At 66.0% G+C, this 24,107-nt stretch carries 22 protein-coding genes and 2 pseudogenes; 14 read left to right on the forward strand and 10 right to left on the reverse strand.

Annotated elements, in window-relative coordinates:
• Nucleotides 1-84: 84 nt before the first annotated feature.
• On the reverse strand, nucleotides 85-1,317 hold the full coding sequence (locus JOF56_RS36460; protein ID WP_307855414.1) for a sensor histidine kinase: 1,233 nt from the start codon (nucleotides 1,315-1,317) through the stop codon (nucleotides 85-87).
• Entirely contained in the window at nucleotides 1,314-1,970 is a 657-nt protein-coding gene (locus JOF56_RS36465) for a response regulator transcription factor (protein WP_209643980.1), read from the reverse strand. The genes JOF56_RS36460 and JOF56_RS36465 overlap by 4 nt, the downstream gene beginning before the upstream one ends.
• 142 nt (nucleotides 1,971-2,112) lie before the next feature.
• On the opposite strand from JOF56_RS36465, the gene JOF56_RS36470 reads away from it, so the two are divergent.
• The 8 genes from JOF56_RS36470 to JOF56_RS36505 all read left to right on the forward strand — a co-directional run bounded on the left by JOF56_RS36470 (nucleotide 2,113) and on the right by JOF56_RS36505 (nucleotide 9,600).
• Nucleotides 2,113-3,273, forward strand: coding sequence for a serine hydrolase domain-containing protein (locus JOF56_RS36470; RefSeq protein WP_209643981.1), 1,161 nt, complete (start codon nucleotides 2,113-2,115; stop codon nucleotides 3,271-3,273).
• 60 nt (nucleotides 3,274-3,333) lie between these two features.
• Nucleotides 3,334-4,347, forward strand: coding sequence for a LacI family DNA-binding transcriptional regulator (locus JOF56_RS36475; RefSeq protein WP_209643982.1), 1,014 nt, complete (start codon nucleotides 3,334-3,336; stop codon nucleotides 4,345-4,347).
• 170 nt (nucleotides 4,348-4,517) lie between these two features.
• Complete coding sequence (locus tag JOF56_RS36480) at nucleotides 4,518-6,101, forward strand: glycoside hydrolase family 27 protein (protein ID WP_245378520.1); 1,584 nt, start codon at nucleotides 4,518-4,520, stop codon at nucleotides 6,099-6,101.
• Between the two features lie 95 nt (nucleotides 6,102-6,196).
• On the forward strand, nucleotides 6,197-6,907 hold the full coding sequence (locus JOF56_RS36485) for a GAF and ANTAR domain-containing protein (RefSeq protein WP_209643984.1): 711 nt from the start codon (nucleotides 6,197-6,199) through the stop codon (nucleotides 6,905-6,907).
• Between the two features lie 120 nt (nucleotides 6,908-7,027).
• On the forward strand, nucleotides 7,028-8,077 hold the full coding sequence (locus JOF56_RS36490; protein WP_209643985.1) for an FUSC family protein: 1,050 nt from the start codon (nucleotides 7,028-7,030) through the stop codon (nucleotides 8,075-8,077).
• 239 nt (nucleotides 8,078-8,316) lie between these two features.
• Nucleotides 8,317-8,811, forward strand: a complete 495-nt coding sequence (locus JOF56_RS36495; protein ID WP_209643986.1) for a Ppx/GppA phosphatase family protein — start codon at nucleotides 8,317-8,319, stop codon at nucleotides 8,809-8,811.
• Nucleotides 8,812-8,988: 177 nt separating this feature from the next.
• Nucleotides 8,989-9,228 (forward strand): hypothetical protein, encoded by a 240-nt coding sequence (locus tag JOF56_RS36500; protein ID WP_307855815.1) that lies wholly within the window; start codon nucleotides 8,989-8,991, stop codon nucleotides 9,226-9,228.
• Between the two features lie 72 nt (nucleotides 9,229-9,300).
• On the forward strand, nucleotides 9,301-9,600 hold the full coding sequence (locus JOF56_RS36505) for an iron-sulfur cluster biosynthesis protein (protein WP_209643988.1): 300 nt from the start codon (nucleotides 9,301-9,303) through the stop codon (nucleotides 9,598-9,600).
• On the opposite strand, the gene JOF56_RS36510 is transcribed toward JOF56_RS36505, so the two are convergent.
• Nucleotides 9,584-9,880: a hypothetical protein gene (locus tag JOF56_RS36510; RefSeq protein WP_209643989.1), complete on the reverse strand. Its 297-nt coding sequence runs from the start codon at nucleotides 9,878-9,880 to the stop codon at nucleotides 9,584-9,586. The genes JOF56_RS36505 and JOF56_RS36510 overlap by 17 nt on opposite strands.
• 4 nt (nucleotides 9,881-9,884) lie before the next feature.
• Nucleotides 9,885-10,463, reverse strand: coding sequence for a UdgX family uracil-DNA binding protein (locus JOF56_RS36515; protein ID WP_209643990.1), 579 nt, complete (start codon nucleotides 10,461-10,463; stop codon nucleotides 9,885-9,887).
• A gap of 138 nt (nucleotides 10,464-10,601) precedes the next feature.
• Here JOF56_RS36515 and JOF56_RS36520 point away from each other — a divergent pair, with 138 nt between their 5' ends.
• From JOF56_RS36520 to JOF56_RS36530, 5 genes and pseudogenes are all read left to right on the forward strand, one after another.
• Nucleotides 10,602-10,982, forward strand: a complete 381-nt coding sequence (locus JOF56_RS36520; protein ID WP_209643991.1) for an SRPBCC family protein — start codon at nucleotides 10,602-10,604, stop codon at nucleotides 10,980-10,982.
• 275 nt (nucleotides 10,983-11,257) lie between these two features.
• The gene (locus tag JOF56_RS36525; protein WP_209643992.1) at nucleotides 11,258-12,394 is read left to right on the forward strand and encodes a hypothetical protein; all 1,137 of its coding nucleotides are present in this window, start codon (nucleotides 11,258-11,260) and stop codon (nucleotides 12,392-12,394) included.
• Between the two features lie 602 nt (nucleotides 12,395-12,996).
• Nucleotides 12,997-13,449: pseudogene (locus tag JOF56_RS60835) on the forward strand (NACHT domain-containing protein); the annotation flags it as partial.
• A 487-nt stretch (nucleotides 13,450-13,936) separates the two neighbouring features.
• Nucleotides 13,937-14,110 (forward strand): annotated as a pseudogene (locus JOF56_RS60840) (hypothetical protein); the annotation flags it as partial.
• A gap of 96 nt (nucleotides 14,111-14,206) precedes the next feature.
• On the forward strand, nucleotides 14,207-15,181 hold the full coding sequence (locus tag JOF56_RS36530; RefSeq protein ID WP_307855416.1) for a WD40 repeat domain-containing protein: 975 nt from the start codon (nucleotides 14,207-14,209) through the stop codon (nucleotides 15,179-15,181).
• A gap of 20 nt (nucleotides 15,182-15,201) precedes the next feature.
• Here JOF56_RS36530 and JOF56_RS36535 read toward each other — a convergent pair whose 3' ends face one another.
• The 6 genes from JOF56_RS36535 to JOF56_RS36560 form a co-directional block, all read right to left on the reverse strand.
• Entirely contained in the window at nucleotides 15,202-17,355 is a 2,154-nt protein-coding gene (locus tag JOF56_RS36535) for a glycoside hydrolase family 31 protein (protein ID WP_209643994.1), read from the reverse strand.
• A complete protein-coding gene (locus JOF56_RS36540) occupies nucleotides 17,352-18,485 on the reverse strand; it encodes a glycoside hydrolase family 15 protein (protein ID WP_209643995.1) in 1,134 nt (377 codons plus the stop codon). The genes JOF56_RS36535 and JOF56_RS36540 overlap by 4 nt, the downstream gene beginning before the upstream one ends.
• A 26-nt stretch (nucleotides 18,486-18,511) precedes the next feature.
• Nucleotides 18,512-19,759 carry an ABC transporter substrate-binding protein gene (locus JOF56_RS36545; protein WP_209643996.1) on the reverse strand — a complete coding sequence of 416 codons (1,248 nt, stop codon included), beginning with the start codon at nucleotides 19,757-19,759 and terminating at the stop codon, nucleotides 18,512-18,514.
• Between the two features lie 14 nt (nucleotides 19,760-19,773).
• Nucleotides 19,774-20,577, reverse strand: a complete 804-nt coding sequence (locus tag JOF56_RS36550) for a carbohydrate ABC transporter permease (RefSeq protein ID WP_209643997.1) — start codon at nucleotides 20,575-20,577, stop codon at nucleotides 19,774-19,776.
• Nucleotides 20,570-21,415: a carbohydrate ABC transporter permease gene (locus JOF56_RS36555; RefSeq protein WP_209643998.1), complete on the reverse strand. Its 846-nt coding sequence runs from the start codon at nucleotides 21,413-21,415 to the stop codon at nucleotides 20,570-20,572. The genes JOF56_RS36550 and JOF56_RS36555 overlap by 8 nt, the downstream gene beginning before the upstream one ends.
• 102 nt (nucleotides 21,416-21,517) lie before the next feature.
• Nucleotides 21,518-22,708 (reverse strand): ROK family transcriptional regulator, encoded by a 1,191-nt coding sequence (locus tag JOF56_RS36560; RefSeq protein ID WP_209643999.1) that lies wholly within the window; start codon nucleotides 22,706-22,708, stop codon nucleotides 21,518-21,520.
• 152 nt (nucleotides 22,709-22,860) lie between these two features.
• Between JOF56_RS36560 and JOF56_RS36565 the strand changes: the two genes are divergently transcribed.
• On the forward strand, nucleotides 22,861-24,081 hold the full coding sequence (locus JOF56_RS36565) for an ROK family transcriptional regulator (protein ID WP_209644000.1): 1,221 nt from the start codon (nucleotides 22,861-22,863) through the stop codon (nucleotides 24,079-24,081).
• The last annotated feature ends 26 nt before the right edge of the window (nucleotides 24,082-24,107 follow it).

A 24,107-nucleotide genomic window follows, 5' to 3' on the forward strand; every position in this document is an offset into this window, starting at 1 on the left:
CAGACCTCGCCAATCACCCATTCGAGTGTTTCAGGTCACGTTGTAAAACGACAAATTCCATGAAGGTCCCATCGAGGTACTTAACTATGGCAGACGTGCGGACGTGGCGGATACTTCGGGGCACGCTGGGAGCGTGACGGTTACTACGAGTCCGCCGTTGTCCCGGGGGAGGGCGGTGACGTCTCCGCCGTGAGCGTGGGCTACCGACCGGACGATGGACAGTCCGAGGCCGGTGCCCTTGGTGGTGGGCGGGTGGTTGGTGTGCAGGCGGCGGAACGGCTCGAAGAGTGCCCGGATTTCGTCGTGCGGCACGACCGGGCCGGTGTTGCTCACCCGGACTTCGATCCGGCCGTCGGGGCGGGTGCGGCTGGTGACCTCCACCTGGCCGCCGGGGCCGGAGTTGTGCCGGATGCCGTTCTCCACCAGGTTGTGCACGAGTCGCTCAAGCAGTAGGGCGTCGCCGGTGGTGGGCGCCTCACCAGCGACGTGGTGAACGGCGATTCCGGCTCGTGTGGCCTCGGTCGAGGTCTGATCCACCACGTGGGTGACCAGGTCGGCCAGGTCGACCGGGAGTCGTCCGGTGATCTCGTGTTCGGATTTGGCCAGCAGGAGCAGACCGGTGATCAGCCGTTCGTGCCGTGAGTTGATCTGCAGCAGTTTCTCGCCGAGCCGCTTGACGTCCGCGGAGGCCGACTTTCGGTGCATGGCCAGTTCGACCAGAGAGCGTCCGAGCGTCAGTGGGGTGCGCAGTTCGTGGGAGGCGTTGGCGACGAAACGGCGCTGACCGTCGAAGGATCGGTCGAGCCGTTCCACCATTGTGTTGAACGCGAAGGCGAGATCGTGGACCTCGTCGTCCGGCCCGCGCAGGGCGATGCGTTCGCGCAGACCCCGGTCCGCGGTCGCGGCGATCCGCCTGGCGGTGTCGGTGACCTGGTGCAGCGGGCGGAGCACTCGACCGGCGACCAGCCAGCCGAAACCGGTCGCCAGAACGAAGACCAGGCCCAGCGCGATCCCGCCCTGGGTGAGCAATGAGGTGGTCGCCGCGTCGTGCAGGAGCGCCTGTTGCTGGGTCATCCACCGCTCGGCGTCAGGTCCGGTGAGCATCGTGCCGTCACCGGTGAACACGAACATCTGCTTGGCGGGCTCGGCGCCGGGTTGCACGCCTTTGGTGACAAGTGCGCGGCCTGGATTCGAGAGTTGCCGGCTGAACAAAGCGTATGTGGCGCCGAGCAAAAGCACTCCGGCAATGAGGAACAGGCCGCCGTAGATCAGGGTCAGCCGGACTCGCAAAGTGATCCGGCGCGGTGTGAGCTTCACGGTACGCGATACCCCACTCCGGTGACGGTCTCGACGACAGGTGGGTCGCCGAGTTTGCGGCGCAGCTTGAGGATCGTGAGCCGCACGACTCCGGTGAAAGGGTCGGCGTGCTCGTCCCACGCCTTTTCCAACAGGAATTCCGCGGAGACCGTGGCGCCGTTGGCCCGTAGGAGTTCTGTGAGGACGGCGAACTCCTTTTTCGACAGCGGAATGAACTGCCCGTCACGGAACACGACGTGGCGGGCCGGGTCGAGGGTGATCCCGGCCCGGCTCAGCACCGGTGGATCGGCAGGCCGGGCGCGCCGCCCCAGCGAGCGCACCCGGGCGGCCAGCTCCGGGAAGGCGAACGGCTTGGTGAGGTAGTCGTCGGCCCCGAGGCTCAGCCCGGCGACCCGATCGGTGACCTCGACCGCCGCCGTGAGCATCAGCACTCGCGCCGGCGACCCGGATCTGACCAGCTCACGGCAGACGTCGTCGCCGTGCACGACCGGCAGATCCCGGTCGAGGACGACGATGTCGTAGTCATGGACGGCCAGCCGGTCCAACGCGGCCGCGCCGTCGTGTGCGATGTCCACCGCATGCGCCTCGTCTCGCAGCCATTCCGCGATCGCGTCGGCAAGCATCGGCTCGTCCTCCACCACCAAAACCCGCATGGTGCATGGTGGCCGAAAGCGGTGTTTCTTTTCTGTTAGCGATCACGCAAACACTGTGGAAACACGCCGTCGCATTGCATCTCCTCCTGGCCGGCAGGAGACAACCTCTCGCCGTTTGGACTGTCCTGAAAGGACTCAAGAGATGACTCGAAGCCGCCGATCCGTTCTCGGCATGATGGGCGCTGTTCCCGCCGCGATGCTCGTGAGCTCCGGCACTGCGGAGGCCGGGATTCCGGACGATCTGCGTCCGGGAGGCTCGTACGACCGGTTCGTCGCGCAGTTGGCCGCCGAAGACAAGTTCTCGGGAACCGTGCTGCTCAGCCACCGGGGCAGGCCAGTGCTGTCCAGGGCCTACGGCATGGCCGACAAGCAGTTGTCCATCCCCAACCAGGTGGACACGATCTTCGCGCTCGCGTCGGCGTCCAAACCGTTCACCGCCTTGGCGATCCTGCAACTCGCCCAGCAAGGCAAGATCAGCTTCTACGACACCCTGGGCACCCACCTGGACGGCTTCCCGGCGGAGATCGCGGGCACCGTCACCATCCACCACCTGCTCACCCACACCTCCGGCATGGGCGACCTGCTGGGCAACCAGGAGTTCATGGCCAAGGCGGGCACATGGACCAGCGCCGACGAGGTCATGACCGAGCTCATGAAGATCATCCGTAAGGAGCCGTTGGCGTTCACCCCCGGTACCAACAACCGATACAGCAACAACGGCTACGACACGCTCGGCGCGATCGTGGCGAAGGTGTCCGGGAAGCCGTTCTACGACTACGTACGTGAGCACATCTTCGCCGTCGCGGGCATGACCCGCACCGGCTTCTACACCCGACCGGAGTGGCTGTCCGACCGACGCATCGCCCACCCGTACACGATGGACACGTCGGGCCAACGGGTCGACGCCGTGCGTACGGCGCAAGGCGCGGCACGCATGTTCATCGGCACCGGCGGCGGCAATGGGTTCTCGACCGCGCCAGACCTCGTCCGGTTCGCCTGCGCGCTCACGGACGGAAAACTGCTCAACCCCACCTACACCGAGCTCTACATGAGCCCGAAGGTGCCACAGCGCCCACGCGGCGCCGCCGATCCTGCTTTCCAGAGCTTCATCGCCTACGGCGCACCCGCGCCCATCGCCAACAACCACCGGCTCTTCACGCACGGCGGTGGCGCCGCGGGCGAGTCGACCAACTGGACCATCTACCGCGACCTGGACTGGTGCGGCGTCATCCTCAGCAACTACGACCAGATCGACCTCGCGGCGATCATCGACCGCGAACGCAACCCGATCGTCAGCCTGTGACCGCTCACATCGGGGGAGACAGGCGTCGCATCTGATCCACGGCAGGTGAATCATGTGTGGGTGCGAGGAGACGGACGGCGGTTGAGCATCGTGGACGTGGCCGCGGTGGCGGGTGTGTCCCGGCAGACGGTCTCGAATGTCATCAACGGACGCGATTCGTACTACTCGGAGGCGACGTTCGAGCGGGTGACCGCTGCGATGCGGTCGTTGGGCTTCCAGCCGAACCGGGCGGCTCAGGCGCTGCGGTCGCGCCGGACGATGCAGATCGGGTACCACATCTTCGGCGAACAGCTGGACATCATGCAGGGCTTCACGCTGCATTTCCTGCAGGCGCTGGTGAAAGCTTCCGCCGAGGCCGGCAACCAGATGCTGGTGTTCACCCATCACCGGGATGATCCGCTCGGTGTGTTCAAGGATCTGGTCGCCCGGCGCGCGGTGGACGCGGTGATCTTGTCGGAATCCCGGGTCGACGACGAGCGGGCGCGGTTGCTGGCCGACAGCGGTATGCCGTTCGCCTGCTTCGGCCGTCTCGCGCCCGGCCTGCCGCAGCAGTGGGTGGACGTGGACAACGTCGCGGGCATGCAGCCGTTGGTGGACCTGCTGGTCGCCGAAGGCCACCAGCGGTTTGCCTACCTGGGGGCCGATGGCGACCAGTACTGGAAGGCCGAACGACTGGAGGGCTTTGCCGCGGGCCTCGCCCGCCATGGCCTGCGTGTGCCGAAGGCGTCGGTCTACCGGGGCCCGGACGACGGGATTCGCAAGCGCACTCGTCAGCTCCTGACCGGCAGGAACCCGCCGAGCGCCATCGTCACCAGCAGCGATTACGTCGGCGCGATGGTGGTGAACGTCGCGCACTCACTGGGCCTGACGGTCGGCTCGGACGTCGCGGTCACCGGCTTCGACGGCGGTGCGATAGGTCTGATGACCGAGCCGTCCCTGACCTGCGCCCGAATCCCGGTCGAGCGGATTGCCCAGGAACTGGTCGCCCGCTGTCTGCGCCAGGTCGAGGGCGGCCCGAACGACGACGCCGGGCTCCTGCTGCCCACGGAGGTCGTGCGCGGCGGCAGCGCCTGACGATCTTCGCCGGGATCCTTGCCTACCCGGGTGTGACACAGCACACTACCGCATGGAACGTTCAACCAGCACTTGATCAAACAACACCCAACAGATTCGAACGCCTGCAGGAGTCCTGAATGCCTGGTTCCGTCCGCCGTCGGATGTGTCGCTTCGCCGTCGTTCTATTAATGGGGTTGTTCGCTGTCGTGGCGCCGCCATCGGCCGCCGCGCCCGGCAGTCCCGCCGTCACCCCGCCGATGGGGTGGAACTCGTGGAACACGTTCGGCTGCAATATCAACGAGTCGATGATCCGGCAGGCTGCGGACGCGATGGTCAGTTCGGGCATGCGGGCCGCGGGCTACCAGTACGTGGTGATCGATGACTGCTGGTTCGACCCGCAGCGCGACGCCGGGGGCAACCTCCGTGCCCACCCGACCCGTTTCCCGGGCGGCATGAAGGCGATGGGCGACTACATCCACAGCAAGGGCCTGAAGTTCGGCATCTACCAGGTGCCGACCGAGCGGACCTGCGCCCAGCGCACGGGTACCTTCCCAGGCTCCACCGGCAGCAAGGGCCACGAGGTGCAGGACGCCAACACGTTCGCCTCGTGGGGCGTGGACTACCTGAAGTACGACTGGTGCTCACCTGAAGGCACCCGCGACCAGCAGGTCGCGCAGTTCACGCTGATGCGCGACGCGCTGCGTGCCACCGGACGGCCGATTGTCTACAGCATCAACCCCAACAGCTATCACGCGATCACCGGCGCGGACTACAACTGGGGCGAGGTCGCAGACCTGTGGCGGACGACCGAGGACCTGCTCGACATATGGCAGAACGGCAACAGCAACAGCTACCCGATGGGCGTGGGCAACGTCGTTGACGTCAACGCGCCACTCGCCGCACAGGCAGGCCCGCGTCACTGGAATGACCCGGACATGCTCGTGGTCGGCAGGCCCGGCCTCACACTGACCGAATCGCGCTCGCACTTCGCGTTGTGGGCGTTGATGGCCGCGCCGCTGATGGCAGGCAACGATATCCGCACCATGTCGGCCGATGTGAGCGCGATCCTGCGCAACGAGCGGCTCATCGCGGTCAACCAGGACCAGTTGGGTGCCGGAGGCCGCCGGGTGCGTGACGACGGCGCGACCGAGGTGTTCGCCAAGCCGCTGCGCGACGGATCGGTAGCGGTCGGGCTGTTCAACCGTGGCAGCGGCAGCACCTCCATCAGCACCACGGCCGCGCAGATCGGCTTGAGCGGCGACTCGTTCACCGTCACAGACCTGTGGACCGGCGGCACGTCCTCCTCGACCGGGGCGATCTCCGCGAACGTGCCCGCGCACGGTGTAGCCGCGTTCCGCGTCAGCGGCGGTACCCCGATGGCCAGCACCACCGCCGTGTTGCGCAGCGTCGCTGCCAACCGCTGCGTGGACGTCGAGAAGGCATCCACCGCACCCGGCGCCACCGTGCTGATCTGGGACTGCCACAACGCCGCGAACCAGCTGTGGACCAGTTGGGCCGGTGGAGAGGTGCGCGTGTTCGGCAACCTGTGCCTGGACGCCTACGAGCAGGGCACCACTCCCGGCACGCGGGTGATCACCTGGACCTGCAACGGCCAGAACAACCAGAAGTGGACACTCGGCTCCGACGGCACGATCCGCTCTGTCCACTCCGGGCTCTGTCTGGACGTTTCCGGCGGCGCCACCGCCAACGGCACACCGTTGGTCCTGTCGACCTGTCAGGGCAACGCGAATCAGCGGTGGACCAGGTCCTGATCGGCCATGCTGCCTGTCACCGGGGATCTCCGGTGACAGGCGATTGGTTCACTGGTCTGCCGGGTACCTCCCGAACACGGGAGGAGGAGAACCCGATGACCCGGGCAGGCCGCTCCGAAGACGAAACTCGTGGCACGCTGGCTGCGACGCTCGGTGAGATCGCGCGTACGTTGCAGGCCGAACCCGATGTCGAGGCGACACTGGCAGCGATCGTGAAAGCCGCCGTGGACCACATCGACGGCGCCGAGCGTGCGGGGATCTCGCTTGTCGAGCATGGTGGCCGGATCCGCACTGTCGCGCCGACCGACGAGGTGGTCACCGGCATCGACGACCTGCAGTACCGCATAAGACAGGGCCCGTGTGTGGACGCGATCACCGAGCACGCCACCTACCGCACCGGCGACTTGGCCGAAGAGAGCCGCCGCTGGCCTGATCTCGCGCCTGCCGCCGCGGAGATGGGCGTGCGGTCGATGTTGTCCTACCGGCTGTTCGTCACCGACACCACTCTCGGTGCCCTCAACCTCTACGCCACCCAGCGGAACGCGTTCAGCGACCAGACCGAGCAGGACGGCCGCATGTTCGCCACCCATGCCGCGATCGCGCTCGTCGGTGCCCAGAAGCAAGCCCATCTCCACGCTGCTCTGGAAAATCGCGACATCATCGGTATGGCCAAAGGAATACTGATGGAACGCCACCGGGTCGATCCCGCTCAGGCCTTCCGGATACTGGTCGAGGCCTCCCAGCACGCCAACATGAAACTCCACCAGGTCGCCACCCTGCTTGTCACTGACCGTAACGATCTGTGAACCGGGTTCGGGCGATGATCAAACGGGTAGCCGGGACGAATGGCTTCTCGTGTCTGGAGACGGATTGCCCGGGCCGGTGGGAGATTCGCGCTCGCACCGCTGAGATGGCTGAAAAGAGCGATGCGCGGCATCGGGCCGGAACGTCCCGCGCTTGTCCAGGCGGTGAAGGCGGCGTTGGCCGCGGTGCTGGCCTGGCTGGCGGCAGCACAGCTGTTCGATCTGGCACAACCGTTTCTGGCTCCGTGGGCCGCGGTGTTCATCGTGGAGGCGACGGTGTATCGCTCACTGCGCTCGGCGGGACAACAGGTTGCCGCAGTGGGGATCGCGGTGTTGCTCGCAGCGCTCGTCGAAGCCGTTGTGCCGTGGCAGGTTCTCGGCATGGCCGTGGCGGTGCTTGCCGGCCTGCTGATCGGTCAGGGACGTTGGTTCGGTGACAGTGGGCCGTGGATCGGGATCACCGCTCTGCTGCTGATCACCTGGGGCACTGTCACGCAGAGCACGTTGCTGGTCGACCGGCTGATCGAGACCGTGCTCGGAGTCGCGGTCGGTCTCGCAGTGAACGCACTGGTGTTCCCACCCGTCTACGGCGTCCGCGCGCAGAAGGTGACCTGGCGTCTCGCATCGGACATGGCCGAGTTACTGGAGGAAATGGCTGAGGCGTTGCGCGGCGACGTACTGCCCGACGGCACCGAGAGCTGGACAAGGCGGGCCAGCGAGGCACTGGTCCTTGTGCGACAGGCAGAACACACGATTGAGCTGAGCCGGGAAAGCCGTCGGCTGAACGTGCGCCAGCCGGCGTTCCTGTTCAGGACTCCACACGACGAGCGTCAGGCCATCCTGATCGGTCTGCGCAGCACTTGGCCGTATATAGCCGAAATCGCTCAAACTCTGCGTACGACCGCGGGGCGGGTACGCCCCTTTGATTCCCCGGATTCGGCTTCCCTGAAGGCGTTCGCCACTTTGCTTGACCGAATGGCCGCCGTGGTGCGGCTTCGTGCCGAAGGGACAGGCTCGAAAGCCAAGTTCGAGTGTGTCCTCGATCAGACCCGTGCGGCATTGGACGACATCACCGACCGCTTGCAGGACACGCGCTCGTTCGGCCCAGCCACAGGTCTGGCCGGCATGGTCCTGCCCGCCCGGCACGCGTTGCGCGAACTCACCGCAGCATGAAGTTCTGGGGCCCAGCAACTGCCTGAGTCGAACGGGTGGCCCAGGTGGAAGACCATTCGGTCAGGCTGTCAGGACCTGGGGAGAGAGCGTTTCGAGCATGGCATTGGTCCACTTCAGCTGCCGCAGCGTGTGCGGGTGGCAGCGCTTGGTCAGCGCTACGAGATCGGTGTCCTTGACGGCCTGGGCACCTTGGGCGAGCAGCGGGCCGTCTGCTGGTCCTGGACATCGGGGGCGGCTCGATGGAGATCGTGCTGGGGCGGGACGCCGAGCCGGAGCTCGCGGTCTCACTTCCGTTGGGTGCGGGCAGGTTGTCCAGAGAATTCCTGTCCGGCGATCCGCCGAGCGCCGGACAGCTCAAATTGCTGCGCAAGCATGTTCGTGCCACGTTGCGCGAGGTGTCCGACCGCCTGCGATGGGAGGGCGATCACTCCCGGGTGGTGGCCACGTCGAAGACTTTCAAGCAACTCGCCCGGCTGGCGGGCGCGCCGTCCCAGCGCAAGGGGCCCTTCGTACAGCGGACGTTGGCGCTCAACGACATCGAGGAATGGCTACCCAGGCTGGCCGGCATGTCGGCGAGCAAACGCGCCAGGCTGCGCGGAGTGTCGCAGTCACGGGCCCGGCAGATCGTTGCGGGCGCGGTCGTCGCGAAGGTGACGATGGAGGAGCTCGACATAGAACGTCTGGACGTGAGCCCATGGGCGTTGCGGCGCACATCACTCGGCCCAATCCGGTGAGAAACATACCGAAAGTCCTGCCCCGGGCGGTCGAGCGGCTGCTCGCCGCTCAGTGACCCGATACCGGCCGGGCCAGGCCGATCGGCCGCAGCGCATCACAGGCGCGCGACACCCAGTGAACCATTCCAGTAACAGCACTAGATGACATCCGGCTGGGTACTCGGGGAGCAGGATCCCATCAAAGGAGGCACTGTGACGAACACCGAGACCGGCTCGGTCACCGGCACCAAGGACAAGAACTACAACATCATCTGGTTCACCGAGGCGTGCCTGAGCAACGCACTGCGCCTGGAGACCTACATCGCCGACGCGGAGCGTGACGGCGACTCCGAACTCGCGGACTTCTTCCGCCGGGCGCAAGGCGAAAGCCGCAAGGGCGCCGAGCAGGCCAAGGGCATGCTCGCTGCGCGCCTGTAGAACTGACGGTTCAGCGAAATTGCACCCTCCGGCCTGATCTTGAGTCCGCGACTTCGCGAGAGGTGATTCCCGATGCTTGTTCTCACTCCGACAGCCGTCGAGGTGGTCAGCGCCATCACCGCCGCCAGCAGTCTGCCCGACGCAGCCGGCCTGCGGATCGCGGCGGAGGAAGTCTCGCCGGAGGGGGCAAATCTCGCGGCCGGGCTGGTGAACTGCCCACAGGACGGTGACCAGGTCCTTGCGCAGCGAGGAGCGCGCGTGTACCTCGACCAGACTGCGGCGCGGTATCTGGACGACAAGGTGCTCACCGCCGAGCTGGACGCCGACGGGCGCCCCCGGTTCAGGCTGTCCGAGCCTACTTCGCAGGCTTGAGGCGGAACTGCGCGGTTCCATCAAGGGTGTCGTCGACGTCGAGCACGAAGTCGGAAACCTGCTCTGCGGTAAGTGAATCGAGCATCACGCGTGCGCCTGTGGCGTCGTCCCGCACCACCTGGTCGAGCTCGTCGGGCATGGGTGCGAACGACATCCCGAACTTCGGCTGGTCGTTCTCGGGGGCCAGGGCTTCGATCCGCAAGCCCCCGTCGGCGGTCGCACCCTCCCGTTCGGTGAGTGTCCTGATTGCCATCCCGGCCGCGGGCGTCATTGTCAACATCTGATCACTCCAAGGCGGTACGTGCGGCGGTGAGGTCGTTGACGAAGTCGCGGTAGGCCGCATCCCGGTCCTCCGCGCGGAGAACCGCTGATGGATGAACGGTCGCCAACACCCTGGTGGTCGATTCCGGCAAAGTTGATATCTCACCACGGTGACGAGTCACCAGGAATGAAGGCCCCAGCAAGGACTGGGCCGCGACCGCGCCGAGACACACCACCAGTTCCGGTTTGACCGCTGCCAGTTCCTCCAGCAGCCATGGATGGCAGGCAACGGCTTCGGTCCGGCTGGGTTTCTGGTGGATGCGGCGTTTGCCGCGTTCGGTGAACTTGAAATGCTTCACCGCGTTGGTCAGGTACACAGTGGACCGATCCAGGCCTGCGTCGGCGATCGCGGCGGTCAGCAGCCGGCCGGCTGGTCCGACAAACGGCTCACCCGCCTTGTCCTCCTGGTCGCCCGGTTGCTCCCCGACCATCATCATCCGTGCGTGCGCCGGACCTTCACCGAAGACGGTTTGAGTAGCGTTCTTGTACAGGTCGCACTGACGGCATGTGCTCGCCGCGCGCCGCAGGCTTGCCAGACTCATGTCGTCTCCTCAGCTCATGTGTTCATGTCTGGGGTTACCCAGCCACGCGGCCGTCATAGGAGCGCGGGTGTGTCTTTTTGCCGCAGCGGGTACACGCCCAGTGTGTGACCAGCGCCGGGACAAGAAAGGACACAAGCCGTGGCCACGTACCACCGCAGCCGGACATTGCACGCGGGCGAGGACCAGGTCTTCGAATATCTGGCCGACATCGGAAACCTGCCGAAATACTTCGACCAGATGACCGAGGCAAAACCGGCAGGCGGCGACAAAGTCGACGTCGCAGCCGAAGTACACGGCAAAACCGAACAAGGCGAGGCATGGTTCCGCGTCGACCGGACCGCCCGGCGAATCCAGTGGGGTTCACAGAACAGCCCCTACTCCGGCGTCATCGACCTCCGGGCCGACCAGGACCGGACCATTGTGGACATCGAGCTGCACACCGAACACACCACGGACAACGAAATCGCCCAAGCCCTGGACGCCACCCTCGACCACATCCAGCAACAGGTCGAGGACTGAACCCGCGGCCGCATCTGGTCACTCGACGGTCAACTGGCCGGCGCTCTCCACATGAGTGCCGGCAGTGGTGCATGTGGGTGAATTCGACTGGTGTGATGTTCACTCTTTCGGTTCACATTGTGAGCTTGCGGCAACGTCTCCCTTCGGTGGCCCGATGGGGTCAGCGATGAATGTCGGAGCATGCGCACGATGGGGCGGGCCGGTGCCGTGGGGATTGCTGCCGTGCCGGTCGGCCGCACCTGCTTCATATACGTGTACCTGAGCGGATGAGGCCAATGACCGGACGAAGCCCGCGGACCGCGCCCGGCGAGGAAATACCGGGCACCCTCACCGAACCGGCCGCGCGGCCCATGGCTGCCGCTCGCCCGGCCGAATCGCCGTCGGCGTCAGGGCCTGCGACGATCCTGGGACTGCAGGCCAGCGGGGGGAATCAGATGGTGAATCGTCTGCTGGCCCAGGAAAGCCGGACTCATGCCGAGCCGACCGCCCATTCGGCCGGCCGGACAGTGCTGTCGGTGCAGCGCGTGCCCGAACGAGCCGATGTCGGCAGCCGGTACGATTTTTCGACTCGATGTGGGTGGATCGATTGGGGGCATGCCTCACCGGGCTTGCCGGCGAATCTGATCGACAGGGTCCGCCAAGCGTCGAACGCGTTCGGTGCCACGCCACAACAGGAGTTCTCCACTCCCGACATGACCTCCACGGCCGCGGGGGTGATTCTCTCCTCGGCGTCCGTGCAGGTACGACTGCTGCGCGCGTTGTCGGCCGACGAGGTTCTCCAGGTCTCCTTGGCGATCTTCAAGCAGTTGTCGCTCGCCTTCGAGACCCAGCAGCAGTGGACGGACCTGATCGGCTCTTCTTCGTTCTCCCAAGAGGATCTGCCGTCGAATCTCATCGGCTTCTACATGGCCGCACGCGGGTTCACACGCACCGCGTTGACGCCGATCTGTGGCGTGGTTCCGCAGGAGGCAGCCCTCACCGAGTTCGACCGCAGGCACGATTTCCGGCGTAACCGCGACTTCACCCCCATCGGGGCCACTGAGCCCTGGCCCGCCGAACTGTCGACCATCGACAGCGATCAGGCCACAGGTCTGTTCGAGGTCACGTCCATCTCCGTGCGCCAAGGCACGTCGGCGCACAGGCTCGCGCCGGCATACCGGGTCGTGGGAACGGTGGGCGAAACCGACCTGTTCATCCTGAGCTGGGGTGGCAAGACCTTCACCGAAGCCGACGACCTGCAGGTGAAACCGACCTACGGCTTCCATGAGCAGACCAGCGGCAGGCATGGGCATGTCGTGATGATCGAAGTCATGCCGAATCGCCCGCAGGATGCCGCCTTGTTCCACCGCCACGGTCTGCAGACGCCGATGCTCATGCCTGAGCCCGTTCTCGTCGGCCTCTCCGCTCACTGAACGACCGGCTACCCTGTGATGACCGCGATTGCCACCTGGAGGGTGCGGTGATCGATTCTCCACGAGGCACACACAACGAGGTCTCCGGCACAGTCGCTGGAACGGTCATACAGGCCGGGACAATTCAGCTACACGTCACGCTGTTACTTCAGAGACTGTTGGACGGTTCGAGCCCGCGCTACCTCCGGGACGCGTTGTCTTCCGAAACCGTGCCAGACGATGTGAACACGGAACGCGCCGCTCTCGCCGACCAACTGGTGCACCGGATACTGACGAATCCGGGGCTGCTGACCGCCGAAGCCGGCGAAGTCGGTGACGTGCAGGTTCATCCCTCGTGGTTCTTTGACGAAGTGCAACGGATTCTGGCACTGGTGGCAGACCGGTTGGCCGACCAACGGTCCGCCACCGAACTCGCGGCCCAGACCTTGGCGGAACTGGCGGAGCTGCGCCGTCAGATATCGTCGTTGACCACCTCACCGGCATCGACGGACGGTGGCCGGGTGGCCGACCTGGGCCAGGCCCCAGTCCAGAAGGTGTTGCGCGGCAGACGATCGGAACTCGCGACGCTGCGCCATTGTTGGGACAAAAGGCATCCGGTCGTGATGGTGGTCGCGCGAGGCGGTATGGGCAAGACCGCACTGGCCGCGACGTTCGCTCGGTCTGTCGCACCCCAGTGCGACGTCGTGTTCTGGAGGTCGGTCTACAACTGCCAGCCGCTGGGGTCGGTGCTACGCGAACTTCTCGCATTGCTCATCCCGGATTTCCGGTCGGACGCCGATATGGATGCCCGGGAGCTGTTCCCCATGGTGCTGGAGCAGTTTCGGGCCCGGCGGTGTCTGTTCGTGCTGGACAACCTGGAGTCCTTGCTGAGTGCGGGGGAACACACCGGGCGCCTGCGCGAGGATTGCGCGGACTACGAATCGTTCCTGGCGATGATGGCGCGTGAGGACCACGCCAGCCAGGTGCTGATCACTACACGTGAGATTCCGACGTTCCTTGCCCCTGACGCCGCGCACCTGATGCGACTGGGAGGCTTGGACGACGAAGCGGGACTGGAGTTGATCGAAGCACACCAGGTGGGTGGATCGGCGGAGGACCGTGCGAAGGTCATAAACGCCTACGGCGGCAACCCACTGGAGCTGATCATCGCTGCCGGGAACATCCGGGCGCTCTACAACGGTGACATCGGCGCGTTCCTGACTGATGACGTGGCGACCAGCGGTGAGACCCATGGCCTGCTGGAGCGTCAGGTGGCACGGCTCGACCCACTGGCCCAGGATGTGCTCACCTGGCTCGCGGTACGCCGCGAACCGGTCACGGTCGACGAAATTCAACAGTGCCTCAATCCACCACCGGCCGGCAAACGCCGGGTGGTGGACGCTCTGGCCATGCTGACGAGCCGAACGCTGGCTGACCCGGTAGGCGCGGGCAGGTTCGGCACGCAGCCTGTGATCGCCGAGTACGTGGTGGATCGCCGCCGGAGACTACGGCGGCTGGATCACGGCTTGGCGGTGGCCGGAAGGAACGCCGTCACCACACGCGATGGCGCACACCGAACGTGTGTCGTCTCTGACGTTCTTGCACGACCAGCCTCTGCTTGCCAGCGGTGGCGGCGACTCCGTCGTCCAGGTGTGGGACTGCGAGTCCGGAGCGCTGGACTCCCGTCTCGACGGACACCGGTTTGGTGTCAACAGCATCCGGCTCGTCCCCGGCGCGGCCCGCCTCGTCAGCGCCGGCTACGACCAGACGGTGCGGGTCTGGGACCTTTCCTCTGGGCAGTGCCAACTCCAGCTGGAAGGCTACGAGCAACCCGTGCGAGCAGTGGCCTGGTCGTCGGCAGGGCTGATCGCCACGGCCGGAGCCAACGGCGAGATCCATCTGTGGACCGACGAGGGGGACTACCTGACAACGTGGCAGGGCCACGGTGAGTCGGTTGCCACTGTCGAGTTCGATCGCGCCGGGTCATTGCTCGTGTCCGCGGGCGCGGACCGCACGATCCGGTTGTGGGACACCGCGACCGGACGCTGCCTGCATGTACTGACCGGCCATGAGGGCTACGTGTCCAAAGTCGTGTTCAGCCCGGACGGCAGGCGACTGGCCAGCAGCGGGCAGCACCACGCGATCATGAGCTGGGACACGGTGACCGGCAAGAGGCTGTACTCGATCGACGCGTACGACTCAGCCGCTGGTCCCATTCTCTATACCCCGGATGGAAACCTGCTCATCACAGGTGGAGGTGACCACTACGACGCACTGCACGTGAGAGACGCCCGCACAGGGGAGCTCATCACGGTGCTGCGCAGTGGCCACCTCGGTGGTGTGACTGCGCCGGCCATCACCCCCGACGGCCGGCATTTGGTCGCAGCCCTCGGCAACGAGGTCGCCACCGTCTACGATCTTGCCACCCGCAGCCACATCGGCACGTTCGCCGGCCACAGCGGCTACCTGACAGCTGTCGCATGCCACGCCGACAATCAAACCGTTGTGACCGGGGGTGATGATCGAACCATCCGGTTATGGCGGATTGGTGAGCAGACGAGCATCGGCCAATTCACCGGTCACACCCAGGGCATCGGTGGTCTGGCATTCGACGTCAGCGGCGACCGCCTGCTCAGCGGGAGCATTGACGGCACGGCTCGCGTGTGGCGGCTTGACGGAACGACGATGAAGATGCTGATCGCGCGACGACCTTACGAAGGGATCGACATCACTGGGGCCATAGGCTTGAACGAGCACCAGCGTGACGTGCTCCGGGCGCTCGGGGCACGCGACACGCTCGCGAAGTAGCCTTGTCCACCCGATCTGCTCTAAATGTCGAACAGTGGTGCTCGGGTGGGCCATGCTGAGGCTCGGCAGTAGACGGGCACGACGTCGATTGGCACGTCGCGGGTTACCAGGCCGGCGGTGACGGGGGTGCCTGTCCAGGCGTCGATCCAGGTGCCGGGGGGTAGGTATGTTGTCCATGTTGTGGCGTTGGGTTCTGTTACTGGGTTGATCAGTAGGTCGTCGCCGAGTTGGTATTGCAGGGGGTGATTCCAGATGGTTGGGTCTGTGTGGTCGAAGAACAGGGGGCGCATGAGTGGGCGGTCTGTGGTTACTGCTACTCGTGCTTGTTCGGTTAGGTAGTCCAGTAGTTGTTCGCGGAGGGTTGCGAATCGGCGGAATACCTTCACTACGCGGGGGTCTCCTGTTGTTTCTTCGACGTACCAGGGGGTTCGGTCGCGGATTGGTTTTTTGTGGTGGTTGAATTCGGAGTGGTACTGCATTATCGGCATGAATGTTGAGGCTGCGGTGGCTCGCAGGTACAGCTCTGCGTCCGGTACTGGGCCGGAGAAGCCGGCCAGGTCCCAGCCCCAGTAGACGATTCCACAGGTTGCTGCTGTCAGGCCGGCGATCACCGAGGAGCGGTAGGCTTCCCAGGTTGAGTCCTCGTCGCCGGCCCAGTAGATGCCGTGGGCCTGTGAGCCGGTGAAGCCTGCGCGGGAGAATGTGACCGGGGCCTTGCCTGCTGAGCGCAGCAGATCGCCGAATGTGCGCGCGTAGTGGACGGGGAACAGGTTGTTGCCCTCGTCGCCGCGTTTGCCGTCTGCGTATCGCAGGTTGTGGCCCCATGCGTGTTCGCCGCCGTCGGTTTTGAAGCCGTCGATGTCGAGGTCTTCGATCAGGTAGCGGCGTTTTTCGGTCCACCATTTACGGGTGCGTTCGACCGTCAGGTCTGGCATCAATGCCTTGGGGAACCACCAGCCTCTGTTGTGGTACGGGCTTCCGTCGGCCTCGAGTACCGCGTGACCGTCCCTCACCATGGCCTGCGCGTCTGCCTGTACCTGTTCGCCCAGGTCAGGATCGGTCTTCAGCAACGGAATCTGCCAGAGGATGACCTTGATTCCTCGTGCGTGCAGCTCGGCGATCATCTCGCGGGGAGACGGCCACGCTCCGGCGTAGGTGAAATCGGTGACCGCCTTGCCATCTGTTGTGACCTGATACTGGGCGTCGCGGAAGATCGTGATTCCTTCCTCGTTGCTCCATGCCTCGATCACGATCACGCCGACCGGGATGTCCAGGTCACGGTGACTGTCCATCCGGGACATCACGATGTCCTGGGTGTTCCACTCGTTGCCGGACGCCCAGAGGCGGAGCACCCACGGCGGCAGCTCTTCGGCGCGGCCGACCTCGTCGAGGAAAGTACGCAGCACCGAAGTTGGGTCGCCGTGGTAGATCGCCACGTCCACAGTGGGCTTGTCGCCGAGATCGACTTCGACGGTCATCCTGTCCTGTGTGGACACGCCTACGTCGTACCAGGTGCGCCGGGATGTGCGAACGTGGAATCCCCAGCCCGCACCACCGATGACGTGCGCGAATGGCATCGGCAGGTATGTCCGGCCGTGTTTGCCCTGCGCCTTGTACTGTTCGAACACGACTGCGTCGAGACGCTTGCCGCGTTGGTCGACGGCGTCGTATCGCTCGCCGAAGCCGACCACGTGCTCACCGGGTGCGAGGGGCAGTGTGAAACGTGCCCGGTGCACACCGGCTGCCGACACCAGCCATTCGACATCGCCGACGAGCGAGCCGTTCACCGTGCCGACGGGTTCGCTGGTCCACTCTGCGGGGGAGACCTCGAACCAGTCTGTAGTGGACAGAGCTGAGTGGAAGCGGTAACGATATGTCTTGCCAGCCACCAGCTCTGGTGTCTCGACCGACCAGCCGCCTTCTCCGCCAAGGGCGCCGGCCTGGGCTGCGGACAGGTGGCCCTCGCCGCCGGCGAGGGCGGCTGCGTCGGAACTCGCCTCGGTGACCTTGTTCATTGACAAGGAAACCGAGTCGAACTCACAGGTCACGGCGTCGACATCGGCGGCGAGCACGCCGAGCCGGACCCGTTCACCGCTGAGCGGCAGTACTGGCACTCGCTGGTCGGGCGAAGTGGCGTAAGGGTGCTCGACACCGTACGGCCGGTGCGTGATCATGTGCGGTCCTCCAGCAGACCCAGTTCGTCGGCCAGGATCAGGTACATGCCGTGCGACCACAGCAACGGATTCGCCACGGTGCCCCACCGTGCGATCCACTCGTCGCGCGAGCCGGGGTGCAGCAGATGGTGGGGCACCTGCTCCGGCATGTGGCCGTCGGCGTCGGCCTGCGCGGCGATCCACCGCAGGTGCCGCAGGGCGCCATCGAGATCGCCGCGTGCGGCGAGGTTCCAGCCGAGCAACGCCGACAACAGCAGCCACTGGCCGCCGCCGTAGAACACGTCAGCGGTGAACCGGTGTACGCCTCCGTCGACATCGAGATCCGCCGCGACCGCTGCGAGCGTCGCGTCTGCGAGCGGCCCGTTGGCCAGCCCGAACGGCACCACGCACGACGGCAGCGATCCGTCTACATCGGACGTGCCGAGCCACTTTGTCAGGTGACCGTCCACAACGCCCTCGGTGAGCACGAGTGTGTGGATCTCCTCGGCCACGGTCAGCGCCGCGTCGTGGCGAGCCGGGTCAAGGAATTCCGCGACAGCGACGAGACCGCCGCGAATCGCGCCGAGGGTGGACACGTGGCGGTGCTCGACGTGCTCCTCCCACCAGTCGTAGCAGGGACGGTCCCAGCTTGTGAGCAGGTAGTCCACCGCGACCTCGAAACCGGGCAGCCAACGGCCGGCGTCGGCACCGTGCCGATGAGCATGCGTGACGGCCGCCCACAGCCACATGCCGTAGCCGTCGGTCTGGAAGTCCCACCACGGGTCCGACCCGTTCTCGCCGGTGAACGTGAACCGGGTCGGCAGCATCCGCTCGACTGGTGGCAGCTCGTTCGCTGCGCGGGCCGACACCAGTGAGTCCACTTCGGAGCGACGACGGGTGAGCACACCGGCCGACCAGTCGTGGAACCGGTTTGCCGAATCGACGTCACCGTAGCGGGAGATCCCCTCCGCGGTGAACGAGCCGTCACGCAGCCAGGCGAACCCGCGGTAGGCCGAGAACGTCGGCGACGCCGGGTAGGCGCCGCCTGCGTCCTGGTACCGCGTGATCACCGCGTGGCTACGCCTGGCGAGATCGACCAGCCGCGTTCGCTCGTCGGTGCTGAGCGGGGCGGTCCCCCTGGAGAGCTTCATCGAGATCCGTTTCTGCGTAGTACGAATCAGCCGAGCAGGCCGTTGACAGCCGTCTGTGCGTCCTTCAACGCCTGGGCGACGGGTTTACGACCGGCGGCGGCCTCGCCGAGCTCCTTGGTGACCGCGTCCTGCATCTCCTGCTGGCGCTTGATCACCGGCGGTAGCACGGCCTTCTCCAGCGCGTCGAACACGGCCTTGCGACCTGCCGGTTTCGGCTTGTCGAGGAAGGCCGACAGTTTCTTCTCGTCCGCGACCGGCGGCAGTTCCCACGACGTGTCCATCCGGACCTTGGTCATGGTGTCCGAAGCGGACAGATAGGTGATCCACTTCTGGGCTGCGCCCTTGCCCTTGCTCGCAGAGGACACCACCAGCCCGTTGACGAACATGGCCGACGCCTTGGTGGTGTCGCCGGGCTCGACCACGACGTCCCACTCGAACGGCACGTCCGCCAGTTCCTTGAAGTTCCAGATCCCGTTGTGCCACATGGCCAGTTTGCCGTCCTTGAACAGCTTCGAGTCGAAGTCGGGCGTGCCCGCGCCGTCGGCCTCGGTCGGCATGGTGGTGCCGTTCTTGCCGACTAGCCAGTTGGCGGCCTTCAGGCCCTCGGGCGAGTCGAACGTGGCCCGCTTTCCGTCCTCCGACAGGAACTTCCCGCCCGTCTGGGCCAGGACCTTGTAGAACTCGTTGTAGGTCACCGGCTGGTAGTCGCCCCACACGCCTGCGCCCTTGTTCGTCAGCTTCTGCGCGGCGGCTTGTTCATCGGCCCATGTCCACGACGCGGTCGGCGTTGCGACACCGGCCTGGGTGAACAGCGTCTTGTTGTAGAACAGGACGACGTTGGAGAACGACTCGGGCAGGCCGTACTGCTTGCCGTCCGAGGCGTACGCCTCCACAAGGGACTTCTTGTACTTCGAAGAGTCCACACCGGACAACTCGGTAAGCGAGCCGTTCTTGGCGTAGGTCACGAAGTTCTCGTAGTTCAGCTCGAACGCGTCGGGTGCCGTGCCACCGGCGACCGCGGTCTGCAGCGTGGTGAAGTAGTCGGCGTACGGCACGGTCTCGACCCGCACGTCGATGTTCGCGTTCTCCTTCTCGAACGCTGCCACGATCGTTTCGAGGTCTTTCTCGTGGCCGTTGTTCGCCGAGAAGTTCATGTACCGCACGACAGTCGTGCCCTCAGCCGAGGTGGCCGGGGCTGTCGCGGAGCCCTGTGAGCACGCGGAGAGCGCAAGCGCGAGCACGCCTACGCTGGCGGCCGCGGTCCTGAGACGCATGGGGGTCGGTCCTTTCATTTGATTCCGGTGTGGGCGACACCGGCGATGATGTGGCGCTGGGCGAGGAGGTACACCACGGCGATCGGCACGATCGACAGCACGGAGCCGGCCATGACGACGTCCCATTCCGTGGTGAACTGCCCTTGCAGGGTCGAGAGGCCGAGCGGCAGGGTCATGAACTCGGGCGAGCGGATCACCACGAGCGGCCAGAGGAAGCTGTTCCAGCTCGACATGAACGCGAACACGCCGACGGTCGCCAGTGTCGGGCGGATCAACGGGATCACGATGGTCGTGAAGATCCTCAAGTGTCCGGCACCATCCAATGTGGCTGCCTCGTCCAGTTCGGCCGGCACGCTCGCGACCGCCTGCCGCAGCAGGAAGACGCCGAACGCCGAGGCGAGGCCGGGTGCGAGCAACGCGAAGTAGGTGTCGTTGAGCTGGAAGGTCTTCATCTCGATGAACAGCGGCACGACAAGCACCTGCAGCGGGACCATCAGCGTGGCCAGGTAACCCGCGAAGACGATGTTCTTGCCGGGGAATCCAAGCCGTGCGAAGGCGTAGCCCGCCATCGCGCCGGTGACCAGTTGCAGCACAGTCGCGGCGATCGCGATCCCGAACGAGTTCAGCATGATCCGCCACATCGGCACGGAGTCGAGCAGTGTCCGGTAGGCGTCCAGCGTCGGGTCCTTGACCAGCAGCGTCGGCCCGTTCGCGAGCGATCCTCCTGGGGTGATCGACGTGATGACGGTCCACAGGAACGGGAACAGCATGATCACGGCGCCGACGAGAACGGCGGCGTACAGGACGGCCTTACGCATAGTGCACCCACCTGCGCTGTCCACGGATCTGGATGATCGTGACGACGAGGATGACCGCGAACAGCAGCCAGGACAGGGCGGACGCCTCACCAGCCCGGCCGTAGCGGAACGTCAGGTCGTAGATCTGCCCGACCACGACCTGGCTCGCGCCACCCGGACCGCCGCCGGTCATCACGTACACCTGGTCGAACACCTGGAACCCGTTGATCAGCGAGATGACCACGACGAAGAACGTGGACGGGGTCAGCAGCGGGAGCGTGATGCGCCAGAAACGCTGCCAGGCGCCGGCACCGTCCACGATGGCTGCCTCGTACAGGTCCTTCGGGATGGCCTGCAGCCCGGCGAGCAGGATGACCATCACGAACCCCAGGTCCTTCCAGGCCGAGGCGAGGATGACCGAGAACAGCGCCCAGTCGGGATCGGTCCACCAGCCCGGCTGGCCGAGCCCCAGCGTGCCGAGGATCTTGTTGACCAGCCCGTTCGACGGGTTGAGCAGCCATTTCCAGACCAGTGCGACCACGACCCAGCTGGTGACCACGGGCAGGAAGTAGGTCGCGCGCAGGAACGCACGTGCGGGCAGTTTCTTGTTGAGCGCCAGCGCCAGGCCGAGCCCGCCGACGTAGACCAACGGCAGGTACCCGGCCACGTAGAGCAGGGTGTTCGCAAAGACCTTGCCGGTCTGGGGATTGGCGAGCAGGGAGATGTAGTTGTCGAACCCGACCCACCGCATCGGTGAGATCAGGTTCCACTCGTGCAGGCTCACCCAGATCGACGTGATCATCGGCACGATCGTGAAAACGACCAGCGGAACGGCACTCGGCAGCAGGAAGAACAGCACCCATCCGTAGTGCTTCCACGACCGAGGCCGGGGTTTGTTGCGGCGCACGGGCGTGCGGGGGGACCGGTGTGGATGTCCTCGGTTCGGCTAAATGCGCGGTCATCAGGCACCTCCGGACGGGCTGCCGAGCCGGTCACGCACCATGCGGCTCTGTTCGCCACCGGTACCTGCCGAGTCGAACGGCGACACCAGGACGAGCGACGCGGCACCTCGCGCCCACTGGTCCTCGCTCCACGGCTCGACCACGACCGGGAGCTCGCGACGCGCCGGAAGCAACCGCTTACGCAGCGTGGCCTCGAAGCCTGGCTGCCAGAACTCCCACGCGTCAACGCCTTCACCCATCAGCACCACCACCTCCGGGTCGACGGTGTGCACCACACCGGCCAGTGTCCGGCCGAGCAGCCGCCCGGCCTGGGCGTACACCTCGCGTGCGGCCTGGTCACCGTCCCGCGCGGCCTTGAGCAATGTGGACAGCCGGCCGCGCGGGCCGACGACTCCACTGGCACGGGCCGCGCTCAACAGGCCGGTCGAGCCGATGTACGCCTCCAGGCAGCCCACCGCGCCGCAGCCACAGCGAGGGCCGTCGTCGGTCAGCGGGATGTGCCCGATCTCGCCGGCGCCACCGGCCGCGCCCCGATAGATGGCGCCGTCGATGACGATGCCGCAGCCGACTCCACGTCCGATCGTCACCACCAAGTACGACGAGTGCTCGCGGCCGACACCGTAAAGCCGTTCCGCCGCAGCGAGAGTGTTCACGTCGTTGTCCACCAGCACCGGCACACCGAGCCGGTCACGCAACCGCTGCCCCAGCTTCATGTCGTGCCAGCCGAGCGTTGGCGCGTCGACGATCCCGGATGCCTGTGCATCCACCGAACCAGGAACCCCGACGCCGACGCCCAACACCGAGTCGTCGAGTACGGTCGCCAGGATGTCGCCGACCGACGCCGGGTCACGCGGGTCGAACGGGTGCACTGTGGACGTTCGGACCGATCCGTCCAGCTCGACCGTCACCAGCGCCACGTGGTCGGCCGTGACCTTCGCGCCGATCGCCGCCCCGGTCCGGGCCACCAGACCCAGCAGCCGGGCAGGCCGCCCGCCGCGAGACGGGACCGATGCCAGTTCCTCGACCAGTCCGCGGGCCAGCATGTCCTTGATCACCTGGGTGATCGTGGCCGGGGAAAGTCCCAGGGAGCGGGCGATGTCCGCTCGTGCGGTCGGGCCCTGGGTGCCGAGCAGGCCCAGGATCCCCGCGGGCACCAGATCGCCCCGCGGGCTGGGGGAGACACTCGCCACTGAACCACCCTTACTTCAGGACTAAAGTTAGTGGCAAATTAAGTCCAGATGGACATCGTGTCAAGCTCGTCCGTTCGGCGGTGTCCGCACTCGGCGTTCGCCGGTTAGCGTTGATGCGACGGACTTACTTCGGTGACCTTAGTAAGGTGGCCATGCAGCCGATACGTGCCGGAAGCAAGGCGTTGATCCGGGAGATCAACGCCGCCCTCGTGCTGGGCAGGCTGCGGACCCAGCCGTTGCAGTCCCGCACTGACCTGGCCAGACACACCGGTTTGAGCCTGCCGACGATCTCCGAGATCGTCGCCGAACTGCTCGGGTCGGGGCTGATAGAGGAGCGCGCCACCGGCCGGTCCGGAGGCGGCCGTCGCCCGGTCCTGCTCGCGCTCAAGCCGGACGCAGGCTACGTCGTCGGCATCAAACTCACCGAGACACGTGTTATCGCAGTGCTTACGGACCTGGAGGCGACGATCGTCGCGCAGGACGTGACGGCTGTTCCGGACGCGTCGGTCGAAGCCGTGGTCGATGCGGTCGCAGCCGCTGTGGCTCGAGTCCGCGTAGCTGCGCGCGACCGGCCGGTGTACGGCGTCGGGGTGGGGATGGCGGGCGTGGTCGACCGGGCCAGAGGGGTCGTGCGGCACGCGACGTACTCGGACTGGCACGACGTGGACCTCGCGGATCTGCTCATCGCCAGAACAGGCCTGCCAGTCGCGCTGGACAACGACGTGAACACGTTGGTGGCCAACGAGAAGTGGTTCGGCGCAGGCCGAGGCGTCGACGACGTGGCCGTGGTCAGTATCGGGCGCGGTGTCGGGCTCGGTCTCGTGCTGGACGGCCGGCTCTATCGCGGCGCGACAGGTGGCGCGGGCGAATTCGGCCACACCAAGGTGATCATCGATGGCCCGGAGTGCGCGTGCGGCGGCCGTGGCTGCCTGGAAGCGCTGATCGGCGAGCCGGCGCTGCGGGCGCAGGCGTCCACTGTGCTCGGCCGGACGGTCGACCTCGATGAGGCCGCAACCGTTGCCCGGCAGGGAAACGCGGAAGTACGGGAGATCTTCCGGGCAGCGGGCAGGCTGCTCGGCACGGCGGTTGGCAATCTGGTCAACCTGCTGAACCCGAAGCTGGTCGTCCTGGCCGGCGAAGGCACGAGGGTCAGCGACCTGTTGCGGGCGGAGTTCGATCTGGCCCTGTCGCTGGCGGTGTTCGACGGTCTCCAGCACGATCTGGAAACCGTGGTGGACACCTGGGACGACGAGGCATGGGCGCAGGGTGCCGCCGGGCTGTTCCTGGGTGAGCTGTTCCAGCCGAATCTCCGGCCGGACGAGGCCGGGCGGCCTTCGCTCACCGCACGCAAAGCAGTGCCGGCGGCTGAATAACCCGGCGACGGTGCCGGGAGAAGAAC

Origin of the sequence: Kibdelosporangium banguiense (assembly GCF_017876405.1) — a bacterium.
GTDB lineage: Bacteria > Actinomycetota > Actinomycetes > Mycobacteriales > Pseudonocardiaceae > Kibdelosporangium > Kibdelosporangium banguiense.